General features: G+C 72.6%; 17 protein-coding genes. 10 read left to right on the top strand and 7 right to left on the bottom strand.

Annotation, left to right across the window (positions count from 1 at the left end; genetic code table 11):
• The first annotated feature begins 117 nt into the window (after positions 1–117).
• The 3 genes from AQJ11_RS01755 to AQJ11_RS01765 all read left to right on the top strand — a co-directional run bounded on the left by AQJ11_RS01755 (position 118) and on the right by AQJ11_RS01765 (position 2,224).
• Positions 118–669 carry an RNA polymerase sigma factor gene (locus AQJ11_RS01755; RefSeq protein WP_014672743.1) on the top strand — a complete coding sequence of 184 codons (552 nt, stop codon included), beginning with the start codon at positions 118–120 and terminating at the stop codon, positions 667–669.
• Position 670: 1 nt separating this feature from the next.
• Positions 671–1,612 (top strand): hypothetical protein, encoded by a 942-nt coding sequence (locus tag AQJ11_RS01760; protein WP_059261583.1) that lies wholly within the window; start codon positions 671–673, stop codon positions 1,610–1,612.
• Between the two features lie 66 nt (positions 1,613–1,678).
• Positions 1,679–2,224: a hypothetical protein gene (locus AQJ11_RS01765; protein WP_059261584.1), complete on the top strand. Its 546-nt coding sequence runs from the start codon at positions 1,679–1,681 to the stop codon at positions 2,222–2,224.
• A 105-nt stretch (positions 2,225–2,329) separates the two neighbouring features.
• Here the strand turns inward: AQJ11_RS01765 and AQJ11_RS01770 are convergent, their stop codons facing one another.
• The gene (locus AQJ11_RS01770; RefSeq protein ID WP_059261585.1) at positions 2,330–5,626 is read right to left on the bottom strand and encodes a S8 family serine peptidase; all 3,297 of its coding nucleotides are present in this window, start codon (positions 5,624–5,626) and stop codon (positions 2,330–2,332) included.
• A gap of 154 nt (positions 5,627–5,780) precedes the next feature.
• Positions 5,781–6,323, bottom strand: coding sequence for a CGNR zinc finger domain-containing protein (locus AQJ11_RS01775; protein ID WP_014672739.1), 543 nt, complete (start codon positions 6,321–6,323; stop codon positions 5,781–5,783).
• 124 nt (positions 6,324–6,447) lie between these two features.
• Between AQJ11_RS01775 and AQJ11_RS01780 the strand changes: the two genes are divergently transcribed.
• The 6 genes from AQJ11_RS01780 to AQJ11_RS01805 all read left to right on the top strand — a co-directional run bounded on the left by AQJ11_RS01780 (position 6,448) and on the right by AQJ11_RS01805 (position 12,782).
• Positions 6,448–6,894 (top strand): VOC family protein, encoded by a 447-nt coding sequence (locus AQJ11_RS01780; RefSeq protein ID WP_059261586.1) that lies wholly within the window; start codon positions 6,448–6,450, stop codon positions 6,892–6,894.
• A 2-nt stretch (positions 6,895–6,896) separates the two neighbouring features.
• Entirely contained in the window at positions 6,897–7,790 is an 894-nt protein-coding gene (locus tag AQJ11_RS01785) for a pyridoxamine 5'-phosphate oxidase family protein (protein WP_059261587.1), read from the top strand.
• Between the two features lie 27 nt (positions 7,791–7,817).
• A complete protein-coding gene (locus tag AQJ11_RS01790; RefSeq protein WP_059261588.1) occupies positions 7,818–8,282 on the top strand; it encodes an NUDIX hydrolase in 465 nt (154 codons plus the stop codon).
• Positions 8,283–8,481: 199 nt separating this feature from the next.
• On the top strand, positions 8,482–10,233 hold the full coding sequence (locus AQJ11_RS01795) for a TIGR03767 family metallophosphoesterase (RefSeq protein ID WP_059261589.1): 1,752 nt from the start codon (positions 8,482–8,484) through the stop codon (positions 10,231–10,233).
• A 95-nt stretch (positions 10,234–10,328) separates the two neighbouring features.
• A complete protein-coding gene (locus tag AQJ11_RS01800; protein WP_244218068.1) occupies positions 10,329–11,456 on the top strand; it encodes a serine hydrolase domain-containing protein in 1,128 nt (375 codons plus the stop codon).
• A 141-nt stretch (positions 11,457–11,597) separates the two neighbouring features.
• Complete coding sequence (locus tag AQJ11_RS01805; protein ID WP_059261591.1) at positions 11,598–12,782, top strand: glycosyltransferase; 1,185 nt, start codon at positions 11,598–11,600, stop codon at positions 12,780–12,782.
• Between the two features lie 3 nt (positions 12,783–12,785).
• Here AQJ11_RS01805 and AQJ11_RS01810 read toward each other — a convergent pair whose 3' ends face one another.
• The 3 genes from AQJ11_RS01810 to pepN all read right to left on the bottom strand — a co-directional run bounded on the left by AQJ11_RS01810 (position 12,786) and on the right by pepN (position 17,563).
• A complete protein-coding gene (locus AQJ11_RS01810; RefSeq protein ID WP_041665174.1) occupies positions 12,786–13,595 on the bottom strand; it encodes an SGNH/GDSL hydrolase family protein in 810 nt (269 codons plus the stop codon).
• A gap of 107 nt (positions 13,596–13,702) precedes the next feature.
• A complete protein-coding gene (locus tag AQJ11_RS01815) occupies positions 13,703–14,776 on the bottom strand; it encodes a hypothetical protein (RefSeq protein WP_059261592.1) in 1,074 nt (357 codons plus the stop codon).
• A gap of 207 nt (positions 14,777–14,983) precedes the next feature.
• Positions 14,984–17,563 carry an aminopeptidase N gene (gene pepN / locus AQJ11_RS01820; RefSeq protein WP_059261897.1) on the bottom strand — a complete coding sequence of 860 codons (2,580 nt, stop codon included), beginning with the start codon at positions 17,561–17,563 and terminating at the stop codon, positions 14,984–14,986.
• 128 nt (positions 17,564–17,691) lie between these two features.
• Between pepN and AQJ11_RS01825 the strand changes: the two genes are divergently transcribed.
• Positions 17,692–18,330 carry a mycothiol-dependent nitroreductase Rv2466c family protein gene (locus AQJ11_RS01825; RefSeq protein ID WP_014672729.1) on the top strand — a complete coding sequence of 213 codons (639 nt, stop codon included), beginning with the start codon at positions 17,692–17,694 and terminating at the stop codon, positions 18,328–18,330.
• A gap of 111 nt (positions 18,331–18,441) precedes the next feature.
• Here AQJ11_RS01825 and AQJ11_RS01830 read toward each other — a convergent pair whose 3' ends face one another.
• Entirely contained in the window at positions 18,442–19,089 is a 648-nt protein-coding gene (locus tag AQJ11_RS01830) for a superoxide dismutase (RefSeq protein ID WP_059261593.1), read from the bottom strand.
• 122 nt (positions 19,090–19,211) lie between these two features.
• On the bottom strand, positions 19,212–20,597 hold the full coding sequence (locus AQJ11_RS01835; protein ID WP_059261594.1) for an amino acid permease: 1,386 nt from the start codon (positions 20,595–20,597) through the stop codon (positions 19,212–19,214).
• Between the last annotated feature and the right edge of the window lie 621 nt (positions 20,598–21,218).

The following is a 21,218-nucleotide window of genomic DNA, read 5'->3' on the forward strand; positions in this document are numbered from 1 at the left end:
CCCGTCCGGGTCCCGGCCATACGAGGGTGTGACGTACGCCTCTGAAGACGTCGGGCGCCGGCCGAACGTTTCGGCCCGCCGCCACGTCGTAGGGGCAAACGCGTGAGGGGGTGGCTTGTGCTGCGCGGAAAGGCGCGCCGCGACCGAGGGGCGGCGTACGCCGCCGGTGCGGACGGTACCGGCGGCGATCCGCTGGACGCGGCCCAGGAACGCCGGGTGCGGGCGGTGCTCGCGCTCGGCGGCGTACCGCAGTCGGACCTGCCGGACGGGGTGCAGCAGGTCCGGCTGCGGCTGCTGGAGCGGGCCGCGAGCGGGCGCGAGGCACCGCGGGACGTGTCGGCGTGGGCGGCGGTGGTCGCCTCCAACCTGGCCATGGACTGGCACCGGGCCAAGCGGCGCCAGGAACGGCTGGGGGAGCGGCTGGCCGCGCTGCGCGCGCCCGCGCACGCCTCCGGCGAGGAGACCAGCCTGCTGTCCCTCGCCGTCGCCCGGGGCCTGGACGAGCTGCCGGCCGCCCAGCGGCAGGTGGTCGTGCTGCGCTTCTTCGCCGACCTGCCGGTGCGGGCCATCGCCGAGGAGCTGGGCATCCCCGAGGGCACGGTCAAGAGCAGGCTGCACACGGCGGTCCGCGCACTGCGCGACCGGCTGCACGAGGACGAGGTGGCGTGACATGACCGCCGGACACGAGCACGAGCGGAGCGCCGGACGCGCCGGACAGCACGGGGAACGCGGGGAGCACGGACAGCGGGGGAACGGCGAGTACCGCGAGCACGGGGAGTACGACGGCATGGACGCCCTCATGGCCGCGATCACCGGGGACCCCCTGCCGGAGGAGGCCCGGCGGGACCCCGCCGTCCTCGCCGAACACCGGGCGGCCGAGGCCGACGTGGCCCTGCTGCGGGACCACCTGGCGCGGCTGGCCGAGGCGCTGACGGGGGAGGAGAGCGCCGAGGAAGCGGCACAGGCGTCCCCGGACACCGTCTCCGCCCTGCCCCCCGCCCCACGCCCCCGCGGCCGTACCCGCCCCTCCGCTCCCGCCCGCCCGGCGCCGCCGCCCCGCCCCGGACGGGCGGGCGGGCCCCGCCGGACCCTGCGGATCGCGCTCGGCTCGCTCGCCGGTGCCGCCGCGTTCTCCCTGGTCCTGGGCTTCGGCTGGCTGGTGGCCCAGGGCGGTGGCGCCGGCGGGGCGGGCGACAAGAGCGGGGCCTCGTCGGCGGCCGAGGGGAATGCCGACGCGACGGGCAAGGAGGCCGGGGCCGGCGGGCGGCCGGCACACCCGGAGCGGGAGCTGGCCTGTTCCCGGCTCGTCGTGGAGGGCACCGTGGCGCGGGTGGAACCGGACGAGGACGCGCCCGGCAGCCGGGTCACGCTGACCGTGGTCCGCTCCTACCGGCCCGCGCACGGCCCGGCCGAGGTCCGCTTCCTGCTCCGCGCGGACGCGCGGCCGGCGCCCCGCGCGGGAGAGCACGTGCTGGTGCGGGTCGGCCGGGGCGAGCGGTACGCGAGCCTGTGGGCCGTCGGTGACCGCCGCGTGGCGGCCGAGCGCGCCTGGATCACCGAGGCCCTGCCCGGTTCCCGGACCCTGGCCTGCTCCTCCGACGACGGCTCCTGAGCCGAACGTTCACCGCTGCCCCCGCGTCTCAGGACCGACCGTGAAGACCGACCGTGAGGGAACACCATGACGACGCCACGGTGGCAGACCGAGCCCCCGCAGCAGGGCGCCCCGCGTCGGCGCCGCCACCTCCTCGTCGCCCTGGGCGCGGTGCTGCTGCTGGGCGGGGCCGGGGCAACGGTGCACACCCTGTCCGAGCAGGGGCACGCGGACGTCGACCCCGGCGCGGCGGCCAGTCTGAGCGCCGAGGGGCTGGTGGCCTGCGCCTCGGCCGTGGCCGAGGGCCGGGTGGCCCAGGCCGGGCCGGCCGGGGCGGGCCCCGGGTTCCGGGTCGTCCTGCGCGTGGAGCGCGCGTACAAGCCGGCCGGCGGGGAAACGCGCCGGCTGGAGTTCCGCACGCCGGAGCCGGACGCCGAGCGCTACTACCGGGTGGGCGCCCGGATGCTGGTGCTCGTGCCCTCCGCAAAGGGCGAGGCGCCGTCGGCCTACCGGGACGGGGACGCCCCGCCGGAGGGGACGGGTGACGCCCTGGAGTGGGCGCGAGCCTGGGTGGAAAAGGCGGTTCCGGAGTCCGGGCGGATGAAGTGCGCGGAAACCGAGGGTGCCGGCTGAGCCGTCCCGTCGGTTCGGTCCCAAAGCCCACGGACCCGGCCGAGTGACGCGAGGAGGGGCGGGAGTCCGTCGGGACGCCCGCCCCTCCTCGGGGGTGTCACCCCGTTACGGAGTGACCTTCTCGATCTTCACGCTGCCGCTGCCCGCGACCGTGCCGCGCGCGTTCACGAGCTGGACCCGCCCGAAGAACTCGCGGCCGGCCGGAGCCTGCGCGGTGGCCGTGACCTGGCCGGTCACCGTGGCCGAGGCGCCCGTGCCGAGCTTCACCGGGGCCGAGCCGTCGACCGTGACGGAGCCGAGCGCGGTGGAGAAGAACACGTCCCGGTAGTCGTAGTCGGTCGAGCCGGACGGGACGGAGTAGCCCACGACCTCGATGGTGTAGGTGCCGGCGGCCGGGGACGGCACGGACACCGCCTCCTCCGAGTCGCCGTCGGCGGACTTGCCGACCTCCTTGCCGGACGCGTCGTACACCATCAGGTCCAGGTCGGCCGCCGTGTCCGAGACGCCCCCGATGGCGACGTCGAGCGAGGTGGCACCGGCCGGGACCTCCACCGTGGTGGTCTGGGTCTCGCCCTCCTTGACGGCCGGGCGGGCCGTCTTGGAGGAGCCGAGCGGGCCGCCGACCAGCTTGCCGTCGAGCGCGGCGTACGTGTTGGTCACCTTCCAGGAGGCGGTGGCCGGGGTGCCCACCTTGGCCTCGGGGACGGTCACGGTCTCCGGGTCGAAGGCCGCGCCGAGGACGGTGACGTCCAGCCGGTACGGGTTGTCGAGCAGCGGGGAGGTCCGCCGGGACTCGACCTCGACCTCCCAGACGCCGGGCTGCGGGTCGGCGTAGGAGCGCACGTCGGGCTTGCAGCCGTTGCCGTCCAGGTAGTTGTTGTAGCAGTACGGGGTCGAGGTGTTGTCGGACGGGACGCCGTACGGGTGGATGGCGATGAACCGGGTCTGGCTCTTGTCCTTCAGCCCGCCGATCGCGACCTCCAGCGACGTCGCGCCCTCGGGCACGGTCAGGAAGTAGGAGCGCGTGCTGTTGCGCTGCACCGAACCGGATGCGGAGTACGTGTACTTCACCGGGGCCGCGACCACGACGGTGGACAGGATCTGCTGGTCGGTGCCCTCGGTCCGCGGGTCGTCGACCTCCAGGATGGCGCTCTTGACGCCCTCGGACTTCGGGGCGGCCTGGATCTTGACGGTGACCGGCTGGTTCAGCGGCAGCCTGACGTCGTCGTCGCCGACGATCCGGAAGGTGCCGCCGGCGTTGTTCGCCAGGCGCAGTTCGTGCCGGACCGCCTTGTCCGGGCCGGACGTACGGGTGATCGTCACGTCGTACGTCTTCTTCTCGCCCGCCTTCAGGCCGCCTTCGCGGTCGTACAGGCCGGTGCCGTAGCCCGGGGTCTTGAGGGCGTAGTCGATCGCGGTGTCGACCGGGGCCTTGACGGTGTACTCGTGCGCGGTGGCGCCGTCCTTGATCGACTCCCACGCGTCCACGATGTCGATGAGGCCCGCGCCCTCCTCGTACGCCTGCGCACCCTTGATGTGGTCGGCGGTCGAGGTCAGCGCCGTGCGCAGCTTGGCGGGCGTGAGGTCGATGCCCTTCTGCTTCGCGGCGCTCAGCAGCAGCGCGGAGGCGCCGGTGGCCTGCGGGGAGGCCATCGAGGTGCCCTGGAGCATCGAGTAGCCGGCCGGGAGCGCGTAGCCCGCCTCGGCGACCGGGGAGCCCGGCAGCCAGGTCTGGGTGGTGTTGATCGCGGCGCCGGGCGCGCTGAGGGTCGGTGTGAAGCCGCCGTCCTCACGCGGGCCGCGCGAGGAGAAGGGCATCATCGCGTACTTCTTCTCCACCGCCGAGCCGTAGTTCGCGGCCCACGTCTCCTTGGAGATGGTCGCGCCGACGGAGATCACCTTGTCGGCGAGGCCGGGGTCGCCGATGGTGTTGGCGCCGGGGCCGGAGTTGCCGGCGGAGATCACCAGCTGGACGCCGTAGGTGTCGATGAGCCGGGTGTACAGCTCGGCGCGCGCGTTGTTGCCGTCGTTCAGCGCGGGCAGGCCGCCGATCGACATGTTGACGATGTCGACGCCGCGCTGGGTGACGAGGTCGATCATGCCCTCGGTGAGGGCGACGTTGGTGCAGCCGCCGGTCCAGGTGCAGGCCCGCGAGGAGACCAGCTTGGCGCCGGGGGCCGCGCCGTTCATCCTGCCGCCGAACAGGCCGTTGGCGGCGGTGATGCCGGCGACGTGGGTGCCGTGCTCGGACTCGATGACGCCGATGTTGACGTAGTCGGCCTTGGCGCCGGAGGAGTTGTAGACGACGTCCTTGCGGGTCTCGACCACGAAGGGGACGCGCTCCACGACGTCCGTCGCCGGGTCGTCGGTGCCGAAGTACCCGACCTGGTAGCCGTCCTTGTACGGCTTCATCGCCGGGTCGTCGGTGAAGTCCAGGTTGTCGTTGGTGTCGACGCGGACCGTGCCGGCGGCCGGGTCGTAGAGCACGCCCCAGGCGTCGGTGGTGTCACCGTCCCGGTTGAGGTCGCCCTTCTCGTCGCCGCCCGCGGTGGCGGACTCGTACATGTAGTTGAACTTGTACGAGCCCTCGAGCGCCGTGAACTTCTCGGTGCCCTGCGAGGCGGTGCTGATGGAGAAGGACGGGCCGGAGACACCGATGGTCATGCGCCGCCAGGTGCCGTCGCCGTCGACGACCGGGTCGGTCGCCGTCACCCAGTCGACGATCTTCCGCTCGCCGGTGGTGGTCTTCCGCAGCGCCGGGTGGCCGAGGTCGACGCCGGAGTCCAGGATGCCGATGGTGATGCCGCGGCCGTCCGCCTTCGGGTGGTCCTCGACGAAGTCGACGGCACCGGTCTCGAAGGAGGGGTTGTACGGGTTCTCGGCGGGGGTGTTCCTGCCCGGCGCCGGATACGTGGCGGCACCGGAGGAGGACGCGGCGCCGCTGGGCGCCGGGTCGTCCAGCGGGATCTCCTGCCGCAGGTCGATGGCCTGGACGGAGGAGAGCTTCACGGCGGCGGCGATCGCCGAGTCCGCCCGGCCCGTCGGGACGGTGGCGCGGACGTAACCGAGCTTGTCGTCGGTACGGCCCACCAGACCGCCGTCGACCGCGTCCAGCTCCGCCGCGACCTGCTCGGTCTTCCCGGGCAAGGTCGCGATCATCATCGTGACGCTCTTGTCGCCGTCTGCCTTGGCCTCGGCGAGCAGGGCGGCGTCGTCGGAGCCGAGCTTGTCGTGGGCGGACTTGACGGCGGGGTCGGCGGCCGGGGCGGGGGCCGGGTCCGCGGCGAGGGCCAGGGGCACCGGCCCCGCCGCAGAGAGGGCGGCCACGACGCCCACGGCCACGGCTATGCGGGCCAGGCGTCTCGGACCGGATATCGGATCACGCTCGGGCGTGTGGGTCATCGGCATCCCTCAGGTCAAGGAACGAGCGGACGGGAGCGCTCAGCCTGACCGAAGGGTTGTGATTTTGGGGACCGTTGACCGAATCGAAATCAAGGTATGGGGAAAACCCGCGATGAGATATGAGTGAAGTCGGCCGGTATCGTCCGGATTTCGCTCAACCCTCCCTCGAACGGGCGTAATGCCGGGAGGCCTTGGCCCGGTTGCCGCACGCGGCCATCGAGCACCAGCGGCGGGTGCCGTTGCGGGACGTGTCGAAGAAGTACAGGACGCAGCCGCCGCCGGCACAGGTGCGGATCCGCTCGGGAGCCCTGGTGAGCAACTCCAGGTAGTTCCGGGCGGCCAGCCAGGCCGGGCCCCAGGCGGGGTCCGCGAACTCGGGCTCCTCGGCCGGACCGCCGGCGGTGAGCCGGGCCCGGATGCGGCCGTGCTCCAGTACGGCGTCCACGAGCGGAGCCGCCCGCTGCGGTGACTCGTCCACGGCCGCCTTGACCGCCTCGCGCGCCGTGCGCAGATGGCGCAGCACCGCCGCGTCGGCCGGGTGGGTTCCGGCCAGCCCGTTGCCCGCGAGCCAGACCGCGAGACCCTCGGTGTCGGCGAGCAGGTCCTGGATGACGCCGTCGCTGTTCCACCGGGTGTTGAGCAGGTCGAGCGCGAGCGGCTCTCCGGTGAGCGGGCGGGGGTCGTGGGCGCTGGGCATCGGGCACTCCTCCTCGGCTAACCGGTCAAGCCTACGTGAGTGGTTGACTCAGCGGAGTCTAACCTCCTAACATAATGAACGACGGTTATAGATGCCCGGTGAGGGCACGCCGAAGGGAAGAGTCATGAGCTTGAGCACCGGCCATACGGGCCTGAACGTCACCGACCTCGACCGCTCGCTCGCCTTCTACCGGGACGTCCTCGGCTTCACCGTGCTGGCCGAGGGCAAGGAGGACGACCGGCGCTACGCGTTCCTCGGCGGCGGCGGCGACCAGTTCCTCCTCACCCTCTGGCAGCAGGCGCGGGGGGCGTACGACCGCCACCGGGCCGGACTGCACCACCTGGCCTTCACCGCCGACACGATGGACCGGGTCCGGGGGTACGAGACGGCGCTCAGGGCCGCCGGGGTGGAGTTCGCCCACGACGGCGTGGTCGCCCACCGGGAAGGCGCGTCCTCCGGCGGGATCTTCTTCCACGACCCGGACGGCACCCGCCTGGAGATCTCCGTCCCGCACGGCGCCGAAGAGGCCCCCGCCCCGCACGCCTCCGCCCCGACCTGCGGTTTCTTCTAGACATGGGCGTGTTTCACGCGGGCTCCAGGGCCATCCAGGACCAGGCCGGCGTCCGCGACCGGGCCGACCACGTCGGCCGCTCCCTCGGCCAGGACATCAAGCCGGTCGCAGCGGCCTTCCTGGAGCAGCAGCCCCTGCTGATCGTGGGCGCGGCGGACCCGGGGACGGGACGGGTGTGGGCCTCGGCACTCACCGGAGCACCGGGTTTCGTACGGGCGACGGGCCCGAGGCGGATAGCCGTCGAGGCGGACACCGCCGGGTGGGTACGCAGCACCATGGCGGACCCGCAGCCGGACGACGGCCCACCACGCGTCGGCACCATCGCCCTGGACCCGAGAACCCGCCGCCGGATGCGCCTCAACGGCCGCCTTCACCCCACGGCGACCGGATTCACCGTGGAAGCGGACCAGGTCTTCTCCAACTGCCCCAGGCACATCCAGCGAAGGGAGTCGTACGAAACGGTCGACCGCACCCCCGGCACCCCCCGCCACCTCACCGAACTCGGCGACGGGGAAGCCGGCTTCATCCGGTCCGCCGACACCTTCTTCCTCGCCACCGTGCACGGGGCCGGCGCCGACGCCAGCCACCGCGGCGGCAACCCCGGCTTCGTCGAGGTCACGTCCCCGCGCGAGCTGACCTGGCCGGACTACCCCGGCAACGCCATGTTCCTCAGCCTGGGCAACCTGCGCACCGACCCCCGCGCCGGTCTGCTCTTCCTGGACTGGGAGACGGGCACCACCCTCCAGCTCACCGGCGAGGCCCGCACCGAGTTCGCCCCGGACGGCGCCCGTACCGTCCGCTTCACGCTCACCGAGGCCGTGTGCACCCCGGCCGCCCTGCCCCTGCGCTGGTCCGCGCCGGAGTATTCGCCCGCCAACCCGGACACCGCGCGCTAACGTCCGTCCATGCGACGGAAATTGAGGGTGGCGGCCTACGCCGTGTGCGTCCGCGACGGACAGCTTCTGCTCGCCCGCTCACCGGCGCCGGACGGCACGCCCGAGTGGGTGCTGCCCGGCGGCGGCATGGAGCACGGCGAGGACCCGTACGACACCGTCCGCCGCGAGGTCGGCGAGGAGACCGGCTACCGCATCGAGGTGACCGGTCTCCTCGGCATCGACTCCTCGCGCCATGTCTTCACCAGCGGGCGCCCGCGCCGCCGCACCGATCACCACGGGGTGCGCATCCTCTACACGGGTGAGGTCGTCGGCGGCGAACTCCGCTACGAGGTGGGCGGTTCCACCGACCTCGCCGCCTGGCAGGACCTCGACGCCGTACCCGGGCTGACCCGGGTGCGGCTGGTCGACACCGCGCTGCGGCTGTGGCGCGAACAGCCGCCGCACGGACACCTGGAGGGCCTTCCCCTACCCCGGCAGTTGAACGAGGAGTGACCGGTGCCGGTCCACCGGCGATCCGCTCCATGACCGCGCCCGGTGACCCGTGATCCACGTACGGTGATTGGCGCTGCGCGTTGCCGCCGCGTTCACGCGCAGGTCACCCCCGGTGCCAACGATCCACAGTGAGCGGGGCGTTCGCGTCCGTGACGGCCCGCGACCACTGCCGACGCGTTCGCACTCGGGGAGACCGCGCATGCCGCGCATACGCTCTGTCGCCACCTCCGCTCCGGGGGTCAACCGCCGTACCGTCCTCGCCGCCGCCGGAGCGGTCTCGCTCTCCGCGGGCGTCGGCTACGCCCTGCGCCCGACCGACGGGGAGGCCGTCACCGCCGCCGAGGAGCCCGTCGCCCACAGCGGGCGGGCCTCCGCCGCCGCCCCGCTCGCCCCCTACACCAAGGGCACGACACTCGCCTCCGTCGCCGCCCCCCGCAACAGCTCCGGCTACCGCCGCCTCGGCGACGGTCCCGGCTGGAAGCGGGTCGTGCGCGGCGAGCTGGCCACGCCCAAGGCCGGCCGCGCGAGCCGCCGCAAGGCCCTCGCCGCGTTCGTGCAATTCACTGACATGCACCTGACGGACGTGCAGCACCCCCTGCGCGCCGAGTTCGTGCGCGCCGCCGACCCGCACGCCTGGCGCCCGCAGGAGGCGCTGACCGTGCAGGGTGCCATCGCCTTCGTCGAGCGGGTCAACGCGCTGCGCGGCGGGCCCGTCACCGGCGCTCCGCTCCACTTCGTCATGACCACCGGCGACAACACCGACAACAACGCGCGGTGCGAGCTGGAGTGGTACATGAAGGTGATGAGCGGTGGCCGCTTCACCCCCAACTCCGGTGACCCGGCGCACTACGAGGGCGTGCAGAACAGCGGTCTGAAGCTGTACTGGCAGCCCGACGCCGCCCTCCGCGACCAGGACAAGGCGCTCGGCTTCCCGCACCTGGAGGGCTTCCTGGCCGCCGCGATCCGCGAGGTGCGCAGCCCCGGCCTCAAGCTGCCCTGGTACTCCACCGTCGGCAACCACGACATGCTCCAGCTCGGCGTCTACGGGTCCCACGGCGACCCCTACCTGGCCGAGGCCGCCATCGGCGGCAGGAAGCTGATGACCGTGGCCGCCGCCGAGGCGGAGAAGTTCCGGGACACCAACAAGAACGCCCGGGACCCGCGCGGCGCAGGCTACCGGGACTTCCTCAAGGCGCACGCGCGCGCCATGCGCGCCGTCACCCCCGACGAGAAGCGGGCGCCGTACACGCCCGCCGACTACCTCAAGGCCCACCTCGACCCCGCCCACCAGGGCGTCGGCCCGGTCGGGCACGGCTACTCCTCCGCGAACCTCGACGCCGGGACCCAGTACTACTCCTTCCGGGTCTCCGACGACGTCATCGGGATCAGCCTCGACACCAACGACGCCGGCGGCCACTTCGAGGGCTCCCTCGGCACCGCCCAGCTGAAGTGGCTGGACAAGACCCTGACGGACAACAAGGACTCCTACGCCGTCGTCTTCAGCCACCACACCAGCAAGACCATGACCAACACCCGCCCCGACCCGGCCCGCCCCGGCGAGCGCCGGCACACCGGCGAGGAACTCGTGGCCCTCCTCTCCCGGCACCACAATGTGCTCGCCTGGGTGAACGGCCACGTCCACAAGAACATCATCACCCCGCACGCGGCCTCCGGCGGGCGCTCCTTCTGGGAGGTCTCCACCGCCTCGCACATCGACTACCCCCAGCTCGCCCGCATCGTCGAGCTGGTCGACAACAAGGACGGCACGCTCTCCGTCTTCACCACCCTCATCGAGTCCGCGGCCCCGCACCGCACCGACTTCGCGGACCTCTCGCAGACCGGCCTCGCCGCCCTCTACCGCGAGCTGTCCTTCAACGCGCCCGGCGCCAGCAAGACCTTCGCGGGCAAGGCGGCCGACCGGAACACCGAGCTGGTGCTGAAGAAGGGCTGATATTCACTCAACCGGAGTACACCCGGGCAACCTTCGCACAACGCTCCCGGGTCCCTCCCCCCGACCGCACCGGCACACCACAGGTTGGGGAAGACATGCGCGCACGCACAGCTTGGGTGGGCGGCACCGCCCTGCTCCTCACCGCGGCCCTCGCGGGGCCGGCCGTCGCGGCCGGTCCCGCACCCCACGAGCGCACCCGCGAGGCCGTCGAGGCGGCGGTCGAGGCCGGTGCCCCCGGCGCAACCGTCACCGCGCGCGACGGCCACGGCGTCTGGTCCGCCACCGCCGGCGTGGGCGACACCCGCACGGGCGAGCCGCGCTCGGCCGCCGACCGCTTCCGCGTCGCCAGCATCACCAAGACCTTCGTCGCCACCGTCCTGCTCCAGCTGGAGGCGGAGGGCCGGGTCTCGCTCGACGACCCGGTGGACCGGTGGCTGCCGGGCGTGGTCCGCGGCCACGGCCACGACGGCCGCCGGATCACCCTCCGGCGCCTGCTGAACCACACCAGCGGCATCCACGACTACCTCGCCGACCCCGGCTTCCGCAGCGCCTACTTCACCCAGGACGGCTTCTTCCGGCACCGCTTCGACACCCTCACCCCGCGGGACCTGGTGGACCTCGCCATGCGGCACGCGCCGGACTTCGCGCCGGGCACCTCCTGGCGGTACTCCAACACCAACTACGTCGTCGCCGGGATGGTGATCGAGAAGGTGACGGGGCGGCCGTACGCCACCGAGATCGAGCGGCGGATCATCGCCCCGCTGCGCCTGGGGGCGACCTCCGTGCCCGGCGCGCGGGTCACCCTGCCGCGGCCGAGCAGCAGGGCGTACTCGACGTTCGCGGTCCCCGGCGGCCCGGCGTACGACGTCACGGAGCTCAACCCGTCCATCGCCTCCTCCGCCGGAGAGATGATCTCGGACTCGGCCGACCTGTCCCGCTTCTACGGCGCCCTGCTCGGCGGCGAGCTGCTCCCGGCCCGGCAGCTGAAGGAGATGAAGACGACGGTGGCCACCGAGGCCGACGCCCCTCACATCCGGTACGGCCTCGGCCTCATGAACACCCGGCTGACCTGCGGCGTGCGCGTCTGGGGACACGACGGCGGCATCCACGGCTCGGTGTCCGAGGCGGCGTCGACGGCGGACGGCCGGCACTCCGTGGCGGTCAACTTCAACGGGGACTGGGCCGGGGACACGCGGGACGTGCTGGAGAAGGAATTCTGTTAGCCAACGTTTCGTCGGCGTAGCTTCGCGTTCACTCGGGCGCAATGTCCGTACCGCCTCATATCGGCTAACCCGCTGTTCACGGGGATGGCTCGATTTTTGTGCGAGGCGGGTGGTCGTGTGCGCGCGAGGCACGGACTGCGTGTGCTGTCGGTCTACGAGGGCTTCTTCTCCGGAGGGGCCCGGATCGTGCACTCCGACGTCGTTCTGGGACTGGCCGAGGGCGGCCAGTCCCACCAGGTACTCAGCATCCACGGCGAGGTCCACCGCGAGGCCACCCGGCAGCGCATGGAGGACGACGCCTGCTACCGGGCGCTGACCGCCGGCGGGGTCGGCGTCACCTCCCTCGGCCGCACCGCGGGGCTGGTGGACGGCACGGTCGCGGCGAACGTTTTCAGCGGGCCCGAGCTGGCCGAAACCGCCCGGTCCATGGCCGCGGCGGACGTGATCCTGTCGCTGAAGGAGCAGCCGCTGGCGCTGATCGACCAGGCCGGGCTGCCCCGCCGCCCGGTGGTGGTCTGCCTGCACCGCTCCGACCCGGAGAACCAGGGCCCGGCGCTGGCCGAGCTGAAGGCCGCGATCGCCGACGGCACCGTGGTGGCCTGCGTGTGCTGCGCCGAGTCCACGCGGGACGCCTACGCGGCGGCCGGCGTTCCGCGCGAGCTGCTGCACGTCATCCCCAACGGGGTGGACCTGCTCCGCTTCCGTCCGGACCCGGCGGCCCGGGCGGCGTTGCGCGCCTCGCTGGGCATCCCGGCCCCCGCACCGGTGACCGTCTTCGCCGCCCGCTACGCCGCGATGAAGAACGTCCCGCTCTTCCTGCGCGCCGCCCGCGCCTGGCTCGCCCGCGAGCCCGAGGGGCACGTGCTGATGTGCGGCGCGGGCATGAACGGCGGCAACCCGGCGCTGTGGGCCGACATCGAGATCGCGTTCGGCGCCGACCGGCACCTCGCGGAGCGGGTGCGCCTGCTCGGCGTACGCCACGACATGGAGACCGTGTACGCCGCCGCCGACGTCGTCGCCCTCACCTCCGTCTCCGGGGAGGCGGCGCCGCTGTGCCTGATCGAGGGCATGATGTGCGGCGCGGTCCCGGTGACGACGGACGTGGGCGACAGCGCGCGGATCGTCCGGGGCCACGGGTTCGTGACCCCGCAGGACCCCGAGGCCATCGCCCTGGCCTGGTCGGCGGCGGTCGCCGACCGCGCCGTACTGGCCCCGGCGCTGGCGGCGAGCCGCGAACGCTTCAGCCGTACGCGCATGATCGCGGCGTACGCCGCCCTGCTCGACGGCGTGCACGCGCAGGCCCCGCGCCTGCCCGAGCCGCTGTAGCGGTCACGACACCCGGGTGAGCGCCGGGAGGTAGCCGAGGGACTGTCCCGGTGCCGTCGGGTGGTACGACTCGGTGATCGCCAGCACGTCGACACCGCGCAGCCAGGGCCGGGACGAGCAGATCTCGTGCCCGGCGAAGGCGGCGGTGACGTCGGCGAAGACGAACCCGTGGGCGGTGGCGCGCCGGGCGATCACGGCGTTGAGGTGGTCCACGGCGTCGTTCAGCGTGGCGCGTTCGCTGTCCGGGAGGCCCAGCGCGCAGGCGCCCTGGAGGTGGTACAGGTGCGGGTAGCCGAGCACCACGACACGGGCGGCGGGGGCCCGGTCCCGGATGGCCGAGTAGAGCCGGTCGAGGCTCGCCGAGAGGGACCCGTCGATCGTGGTGCGGGCCCGGGAGACGGCGGACAGGCACCCCTTGGCGCCGCCCAGCGCGCAGTTCGCGATGACGGAGACGAAGCCCGAGTCGCTGCCGCCGACGGTGAGCGTGACCAGTCCGGTGCGCGGGCTGAGGTGGCCGAGCTGGTCGGCCAGGACGTCGTCGGCGCCGGCGCCGTTGCACGCGGCGAAGGTGAAGGACGCCGGCGCGTGGGCCTCGGCCCACAGCACGGGGAAGGCCCGGCTGCTGCGCTTGCACTCCTTGCCGGAGTCCAGGTAGTCGCCGGCTCCGGCACCGGAGGAGTAGGAGTCGCCGAGGGCCACGTAGCCGCCGGCCACGGTGCGGGGCGCCACTTGCGCCGTCGCCGGGTCGGCGAACGCGCACGCGGCCGCGAGGAGGAGGGAGCACGTGCCTGCCGCTATTCGGGGGTGTCTCATGACTCTCCTCTACCGTGGCCCGCCCCCGCCCCGCCCGCCCTGCTCGTCCGTTCCGGTGACCGCTCACCCGGTCGGCGCAGGAAAACTGGAGGAGCGGGCGGCCGTCGCTACCGGGGCAGCACCACGACGTACGCCGCCGGGTCGCGGTCCCCGGACGCCATCAGCGCGGTCCGCACCACCGCGGCCTGCTGCTCCAGGGAGTCCCGCAGCTTCCTGGGCGTGATGTACACGACCGTGATGCCGAGTCGTTCCAGGTGCTCGCGCTTGCGGGCGTACTCGGACCACAGCGCGTCGCCGTCCTGGCCCTGGCCTTGTCCCTGGTCCTGCCGGTGGCCTTGCCGGGGCGCGCGCGTGTCCAGTTCGACGGCGACCGCCTGGTCCGGCCAGTAGGCGTCCAGGCCGCCCAGGTGCGGGCCGCCGGGCAGGCGCAGGTCGACGTTCCAGACCGGGTCGGGCAGGCCGTACTCGCGGACCATCCGGTACAGGCGGTCCTCGGCGATCGAGCGGCCCTCCGCGAGCAGCGCGTCCACGGCGTCCACCACGTGCGGGCGGGTCAGCAGCTTGGCGAGGGTCAGCTCCCGGACGACCGCCGCCGGTTCGCAGTGGCCGCCGCGCACCGCCTCGGTCAGCAGCCGCCGTACCGCCTCCCCGTCCCTCAGCTCCGCCACCGCGTCCGCCAGCGCCCGGGGCACCGGCGCCACCGGCAGCCCGGTCACCGGCTGCGGGGCGGGCAGGTCGGCGGTGCGCAGGACCCGGACGTAGCGGGTGGAGCGCAGCCGGCGCTGGCGCGGGACCAGGACGTCCACGCGGTCCAGGGCGGCCGGCGGCGGGGTGGACGAGAAGCCGTGCAGGGTCAGCGCCGCCAGTCCGGTGAGCACCGCCTCCTGGTACAGCGGCCGGTGCGGGCTCCCGGCCGTCGGCTGGACCGGGACGCCCGGCTCCGTCGCGCGGGCCGCGTACAGCAGGGCCCCGTGCAGCCGCTCCTCGCCGGTGGGCGGGCCGGAGTGCAGCAGGATCACGTGCGGGAGCAGCTCCTGCCAGGGGCCGTCGGGCCGGCACCGCCCGGCCAGTTCGGCCGCCGTCACGCCGTGGGCGCGCAGCTGGGCGGCCGTCAGGACGCGGCGGTGGGCGTCGGCGAGGTGGCGGAGGGGGCGGGGGGAGAGCGGGGTGTTGTGGGTCATGGCCTCGGGATTCCCGCGCCCGGTCCGGACCGTAACCGCTGTTACACGCCCGTCGATAAATGCGGACAAGACGGTACTAAAGGTCAGGTGTTCGGATGCCGAGTAGGGAAGCAAAACCCCTGGTCCGATCGGGTGCGGACCAGGGGTTACGGCTCTGTTTGCCCGAATTTCGTAACGGTCACCGGCCGGGCGAGCTCAGGCCAAAGCTCAGCGGTCGGCCGCCGCGTCGCACTCCTGGGCGCGCAGCGCCCGCGCCAGGTCGTCCCGCGCCTCCAGCACCAGCCGGCGCAGCGCCGGCGCCGCGTCCCGGTGGGCCTCCAGCCACGCGTCCGTCGCGTCCAGCGTCTCCGGCCGGTCCTGGTACGCCGGGAACAGACCCCGCACCACGTCCATGCCGATCTGGATCGACCGCTCGCGCCACACCCGCTCGATCGCCGCGAAGTACAGCTGCGCGTACGGCGCGGTCAGCTCCCGCTGCGACGGCTGCTGGAAGCCCGAGATCGTCGCCTCCACCAGCGCGTTCGACAGCGCGTCGGACTCCACCACCTGCGCCCACGCCTGCGCCTTGACCGGCGCCGACGGCCGCGCGGCCAGGCAGCGCACCTGGTGCCGCTTGCCGGACGCCGTGTCGTCCCGGACCAGCTCCGCCGCCAGCACCGACTCGTCCGCCGCCCCGTGCGCGGCCAGCGGCTCCAGGAACGCCCAGCGCAGCTCCTGGTCCACCTCAAGCCCGTCGATCTCGACCGTGCCGTCCAGCAGGTCCACCAGCAGCTTCAGGTCCGGCTCGGCGGACGCCACGGACGCGAAGAACCGCGCCCACGCGAGCTGGTGCTCACTGCCCGGCTCCGCCTCCCGCAGCTCCCGCAGCGCGCCCTCGGCCAGCAGCTCCCCGCCGGTCTCCCGCCAGTCCGGCGCCGCGTAGTGCGTCAGTGCCGAGTTCGCCCAGGCGTGCAGCATCTGGAGCACCCCGATGTCCGACTCGCGGCCCGCGAAGCGCAGCACGAGGTCGACGAAGTCCCGCGCCGGCAGCAGCGCGTCCCGCGTCATGTTCCACAGCGCCGACCAGCACAGCGCGCGGGCCAGCGGATCGGTGAGCGCGCCCAGGTGCGACCGCAGCGTGACCAGCGAGGTCTCGTCGAACCGGACCTTGCAGTAGGTCAGGTCGTCGTCGTTGACCAGCACCAGCTCCGGCGCCTCGGCACCCGCCAGCTCCGCCACGACCGTGCGCGGCTCGTGCACGTCCGTCTCCACGCGCGCGTACCGCTCCACCGCGCCCTCGGGCGTACGCCGGTACAGGCCCACCGCGATCCGGTGCGGGCGCAGCTCCGGGTGCGACTCCGGGGCCTCCTGGAGGATCGCCAGCTCGGCGATCCGGCCGCCCTCGGTGTCCAGCAGCACCTGCGGGGTCAGCGAGTTCACCCCGGCCGTCTGGAGCCATGACGCCGCCCACGCCGTCATGTCCCGGCCGCTGGTCTCCGCCAGCACCGACAGCAGGTCGCCGAGGCGCGTGTTGCCGTACGCGTTCCGCTTGAAGTAGCGCCGGGAGCCCTCCAGGAACGCGTCCTGGCCGACGTAGGCCACCAGCTGCTTCAGCACCGATGCGCCCTTGGCGTAGGTGATGCCGTCGAAGTTCAGCTTGGCGTCCTCCAGGTCACGGATGTCCGCCGTGATCGGGTGCGTGGACGGCAGCTGGTCCGCGCGGTACGCCCAGGCCTTGCGGCGGTTGGCGAAGGTGATCCACGCGTCCTTGAAGCGGGTCGCGCCCACGTTCGCGAAGGTGCCCATGAAGTCCGCGAAGGACTCCTTCAGCCACAGGTCGTCCCACCACTCCATGGTGACCAGGTCGCCGAACCACATGTGCGCCATCTCGTGCAGGATGACGTTGGCCCGCGCCTCGTACGACGCCTGCGTCACCTTCCCGCGGAAGATGTACTCCTCGCGGAAGGTCACCAGGCCCGGGTTCTCCATCGCGCCCAGGTTGTACTCCGGCACGAACGCCTGGTCGTACTTCCCGAACGGGTACGGGTAGTCGAAGTGGTCGTGGAAGAAGTCCAGGCCCTGCTTGGTCACCAGGAACACGTCGTCCGCGTCGAAGTGCGGCGCGAGACCCTTGCGGCACATCGCGCCGAGCGGGATCTCCAGCTTCGTGCCGTCCTCGAAGGTCCGGGTGTAGGTGTCCGTCACATAGTGGTACGGGCCCGCCACCACGCACGTGATGTACGTCGAGATCGGCTTCGTCTCCGCGAACCGCCAGACCCCGTCGGCGAGTTCACCGGTGCCGTTGCTCCACACCGTCCAGCCCTCCGGCGCCCGCACCTCGAAGCGGTACGGCGCCTTCAGGTCCGGCTGCTCGAAGTTCGCGAACACGCGGCGGGCGTCGGCCGGCTCGTACTGCGTGTACAGGTAGACCTCGCCGTCCTCCGGGTCGACGAAGCGGTGCAGGCCCTCGCCGGTGCGGGAGTAGGCGCACTGGGCGTCCACCACCAGCTCGTTCTCCGCGGCCAGGTCCTCCAGCAGGATCCGGGAGCCGTCGAACACCTCGCCCGGGTCCAGGTCCCGCCCGTTGAGCGACACGGACGTTACGCTCGGCGCGACCAGATCGGCGAAGCTGGAGGCGCCCGGCTCGTTGCAGCGGAAGCGGATGGTGGTCACCGAGCGGAACGTGCGCGGCTCGCCTCCCGCGTCGCCGACGGCGGACCGCAGGTCCAGGGACACCTCGTAGCCGTCGACGGACAGCAGTGCGGCCCGCTCCCGGGCCTCGTCGCGGGACAGATTCTCACCGGGCACGGACGGCACTCCCTCGTGATCGCGTGGATGGCGGCTGAACAGCACCGATCCTGCCATGTGCTCCTGACGGGGAATGGCGCGGCCGGCGGCGGCGTTTCCCTCAGAAAGGGTTCCCCATGAGGAGAGACATGTCGGAGAAGACCCCCGTCGACTTCTGGTTCGACCCGCTGTGCCCCTGGGCCTGGATGACCTCCCGCTGGGTGCTGGAGGTGGAGAAGGTCCGGGACATCGAGGTCCGCTGGCATGTGATGAGCCTCGCCGTGCTCAACGAGAACAGGCTCGACGAGCTGCCCGAGGAGTACCGCGAGATGCTCGCGACCAAGGCGTGGGGTCCGGTCCGCGTCGTCATCGCGGCCCAGCAGGAGCACGGCGCGGAGGTGCTCGGCGACCTCTACACCGCGCTCGGCACCCGCATCCACAACCAGGGCGAGGGCCCGGAGAAGCCGGCCGTGGCCGCCGCCCTGAAGGACGTGGGGCTGCCCGAGTCCCTCATGGACCACTGGGACTCCACCCCGTACGAGCCCGAGCTGCGCGCCTCCCACAAGGAGGGCATCGAGAAGGTCGGCCAGGACGTCGGCACCCCGGTCATCGCGGTGCCCGGCCCCGACGGCGAGCAGATCGCCTTCTTCGGCCCGGTCGTCACCCCCGCCCCGAAGGGCGAGGAGGCGGCCCGCCTGTGGGACGGCACGATCGCCGTGGCCTCGGTACCGGGCTTCTACGAGATCAAGCGGACCCGCACCAAGGGCCCGGACTTCAGCAACCTGTAACCCTCGGCGCCGCGCAACGGAAGACCCCCGTGAGTCACGTCCTCACGGGGGTCTTCTCTCATCCGCCCGCCGTCGTGAAGGGTGAGAAGACGATCACGAGGCAGGACGTTCTCAGGGGGCCAGGAGCAGCACGTCCGCGCGGGCCTTCGCCGCCTCGTAGCGCTTCGCCACGTCCTGCCAGTTGACGACCCGCCACATGGCCTCGACGAAGTCGACCTTCTGGTTGCGGTACTGGAGGTAGAAGGCGTGCTCCCAGGCGTCGAAGACCAGGATCGGGGTGGAGCCCTGGCCGACGTTGCCCTGGTGGTCGTAGACCTGCTCCACGACCAGCCGCCCGCTCAGCGGCTCGTAAGCGAGGACGCCCCAGCCGGAGCCCTGGGTGGTCGCGGCGGCCTTGGACAGCTGGGTCTTGAAGGCGGCGAAGGAGCCGAAGGACTCCTTGATCGCCTCGGCCAGTCCGCCCACGCCGTCGGCGGCCAGCGGCTCGCCGCCGCCGTCCTTCGGGCCCGTCATGTTCTGCCAGTAGATCGAGTGCAGGATGTGCCCGGACAGGTGGAAGGCCAGGTTCTTCTCCAGGCCGTTGATCGAGCCCCACGACTCCTTGTCCCGCGCCTCGGCGAGCTGCTCCAGCGTGTCGTTCGCGCCCTTCACATAGGCCGCGTGGTGCTTGTCGTGGTGCAGCTCGATGATCTCGGGACTGATCACGGGCGCGAGCGCCGCGTAGTCGTAGGGCAGGTCGGGCAGCGTGTAGACGGGCATGGGTGATCCCCTCCGGAACCTTATTGCAAGTATCTTGCAACTGCACGCTAGCAATAACAACCTCGGGGCAACAGAAAGGCCCCCACGTGTCGCACGTGGGGGCCTCGGCCGGGGTACGACGGTCAGCGCCCGGCCCGCGCCCGCTGCCAGGCGTACCCGACCGCCGCCAGGGCCAGCGTCATCCCGCCCGTCGAGTAGAGCTGGACCCGGGTGTCCGGCTCGCGGGCCATCAGGACGAAGATCGCGGCCATACCGGCCAGGGCGACCCAGGTCAGCCAGGGGAAGCCCCACATGCGCACGACCAGCCTCTCGGGGGTCTCGCGCTCGATGCGGCGGCGGAGCAGCAGCTGGGAGACCGCGATGAAGATCCAGACGACCAGGATGACCGCGCCGATCATGTTCAGCAGCCAGGGGAAGACGTCGTCCGGGCGCCAGTAGCTGAGCAGCACGCAGACGAAGCCGAAGAAGCAGGAGGTGAGGACCGCGGCGCGCGGGACTCCGCCGGACAGCCTGGCCAGCGCCTTCGGGCCCTGGCCGCGCTCGACCAGGGAGTAGGCGATGCGCGAGGAGCCGTAGATGTTGGCGTTCATCGCGGACAGCAGGGCGACCAGGACGACCACGTTCATCAGCTGGCCCGCGCCGGGGATGCCCAGGTGGTCGAGGGTGGCGACGTACGGGCCCTTCGCCACGACCTCCGCGGAGCTCCAGGGGACGAGGGTGACGACGACCGCCATCGAGCCGATGTAGAACAGGGCGATCCGCCACATCGCCGTGCGGACGGCTGAGGCGACACCGCGCACCGGGTCCTCCGACTCGGCCGCCGCGATGGTGACCGTCTCCAGGCCGCCGTACGCGAAGACCGAGGCGAGCAGGCCGACCAGCAGGCCCTCGCTGCCGTGCGGCAGGAAGTCCGTCAGGTTCGACGCGCCGGGGGAGTCGGTGCCGGGCAGCACACCCGCGATGGCCAGCCCGCCCAGGATCAGGAACAGGCTGATCGCGCCCACCTTCAGCGCGGCGAACCAGAACTCGAACTCGCCGAAGTTCTTCACGGCGGCCAGGTTCGCCCCGCAGAAGACGACCATGAACAGCGCGACCCACATCCACTGCGGGGTGCCCGGCAGCCAGCCCTGGACGATCTTCGCGGCGCCGATGCCCTCCAGGCCCACCGCCGTGCAGAGCAGGACCCAGAAGGACCAGCCCGCGGCGAACCCCGCCCAGGGGCCGATCGCCCGCTCGGCGTGCGCCGAGAAGGAGCCCGAGGACGGGTAGGCGGCCGACATCTCGCCGAGCATCCGCATCACCAGCATCACCAGCACGCCGGAGAGGGTGTAGGCGATCACGATGGACGGGCCGGCGGCGGCGATGCCCGCGCCGGAGCCGACGAAGAGGCCCGCGCCGATCACCCCGCCCAGGGCGATCATCGACAGGTGGCGCTGCTTGAGGCCGTGGGAGAGGGAGGCGTCCGCCCGCTGCTGCGGCGGCGTCTGTTCGGTCGTACTGCTGTGCATGGGGGGCGGCTCTCCCAGTGCGATGAGCGGGCAAAAACCCCGCCAGTCTGGGCGGCCCGTCCACGCGCACGACAGACCCGCCCACCATCCGGACGCCCGGGGTACGCATCGTGAATCCACGGTTACACGACCACGGGCGGGAGTGCGACGCGTCACCCTCGATCGAGTGGGAGGCCCAGGAGCGTCCGATACTCGCCCACCGGCAGGCAGCGGCTCGGGCCCGGACCGGCGGGCGGGTGCGGACGCCGAGCGGCCCCCGCGCCGGCACGTCCCGTCGGCCCAGCGGCTCGTGCTCGACCACGGTGCCCGTCTCCCGGTCCACCCAGCCGCCGACCGCCACTTCGACCCCCAGTGCGCCACCGCGGTGTACGGTACGCGGCCGACCCCGGGAACGAACCCGACCCGTGTGACCCGGGTTCGTTTGGTGAGACCGCACAGTTCCGCCGGCATCCGCTTCCCGTGAGCGAAACGTCCCTGCCTCAGTGATCAGGGTCACCCAACGACCGGTGTAACCGGCCCTCTTTGTCCGGAGCCCACGAAGCTCTCGTTCCGCCCTTTGTCGGGCGCTGACGGTGATCGGCCGCGGGCGGCTCGGATAGCGTCACCCTGTCCCAGCATGTC

Origin of the sequence: Streptomyces corchorusii (assembly GCF_001514055.1) — a bacterium.
Taxonomy (GTDB): domain Bacteria; phylum Actinomycetota; class Actinomycetes; order Streptomycetales; family Streptomycetaceae; genus Streptomyces; species Streptomyces olivaceoviridis.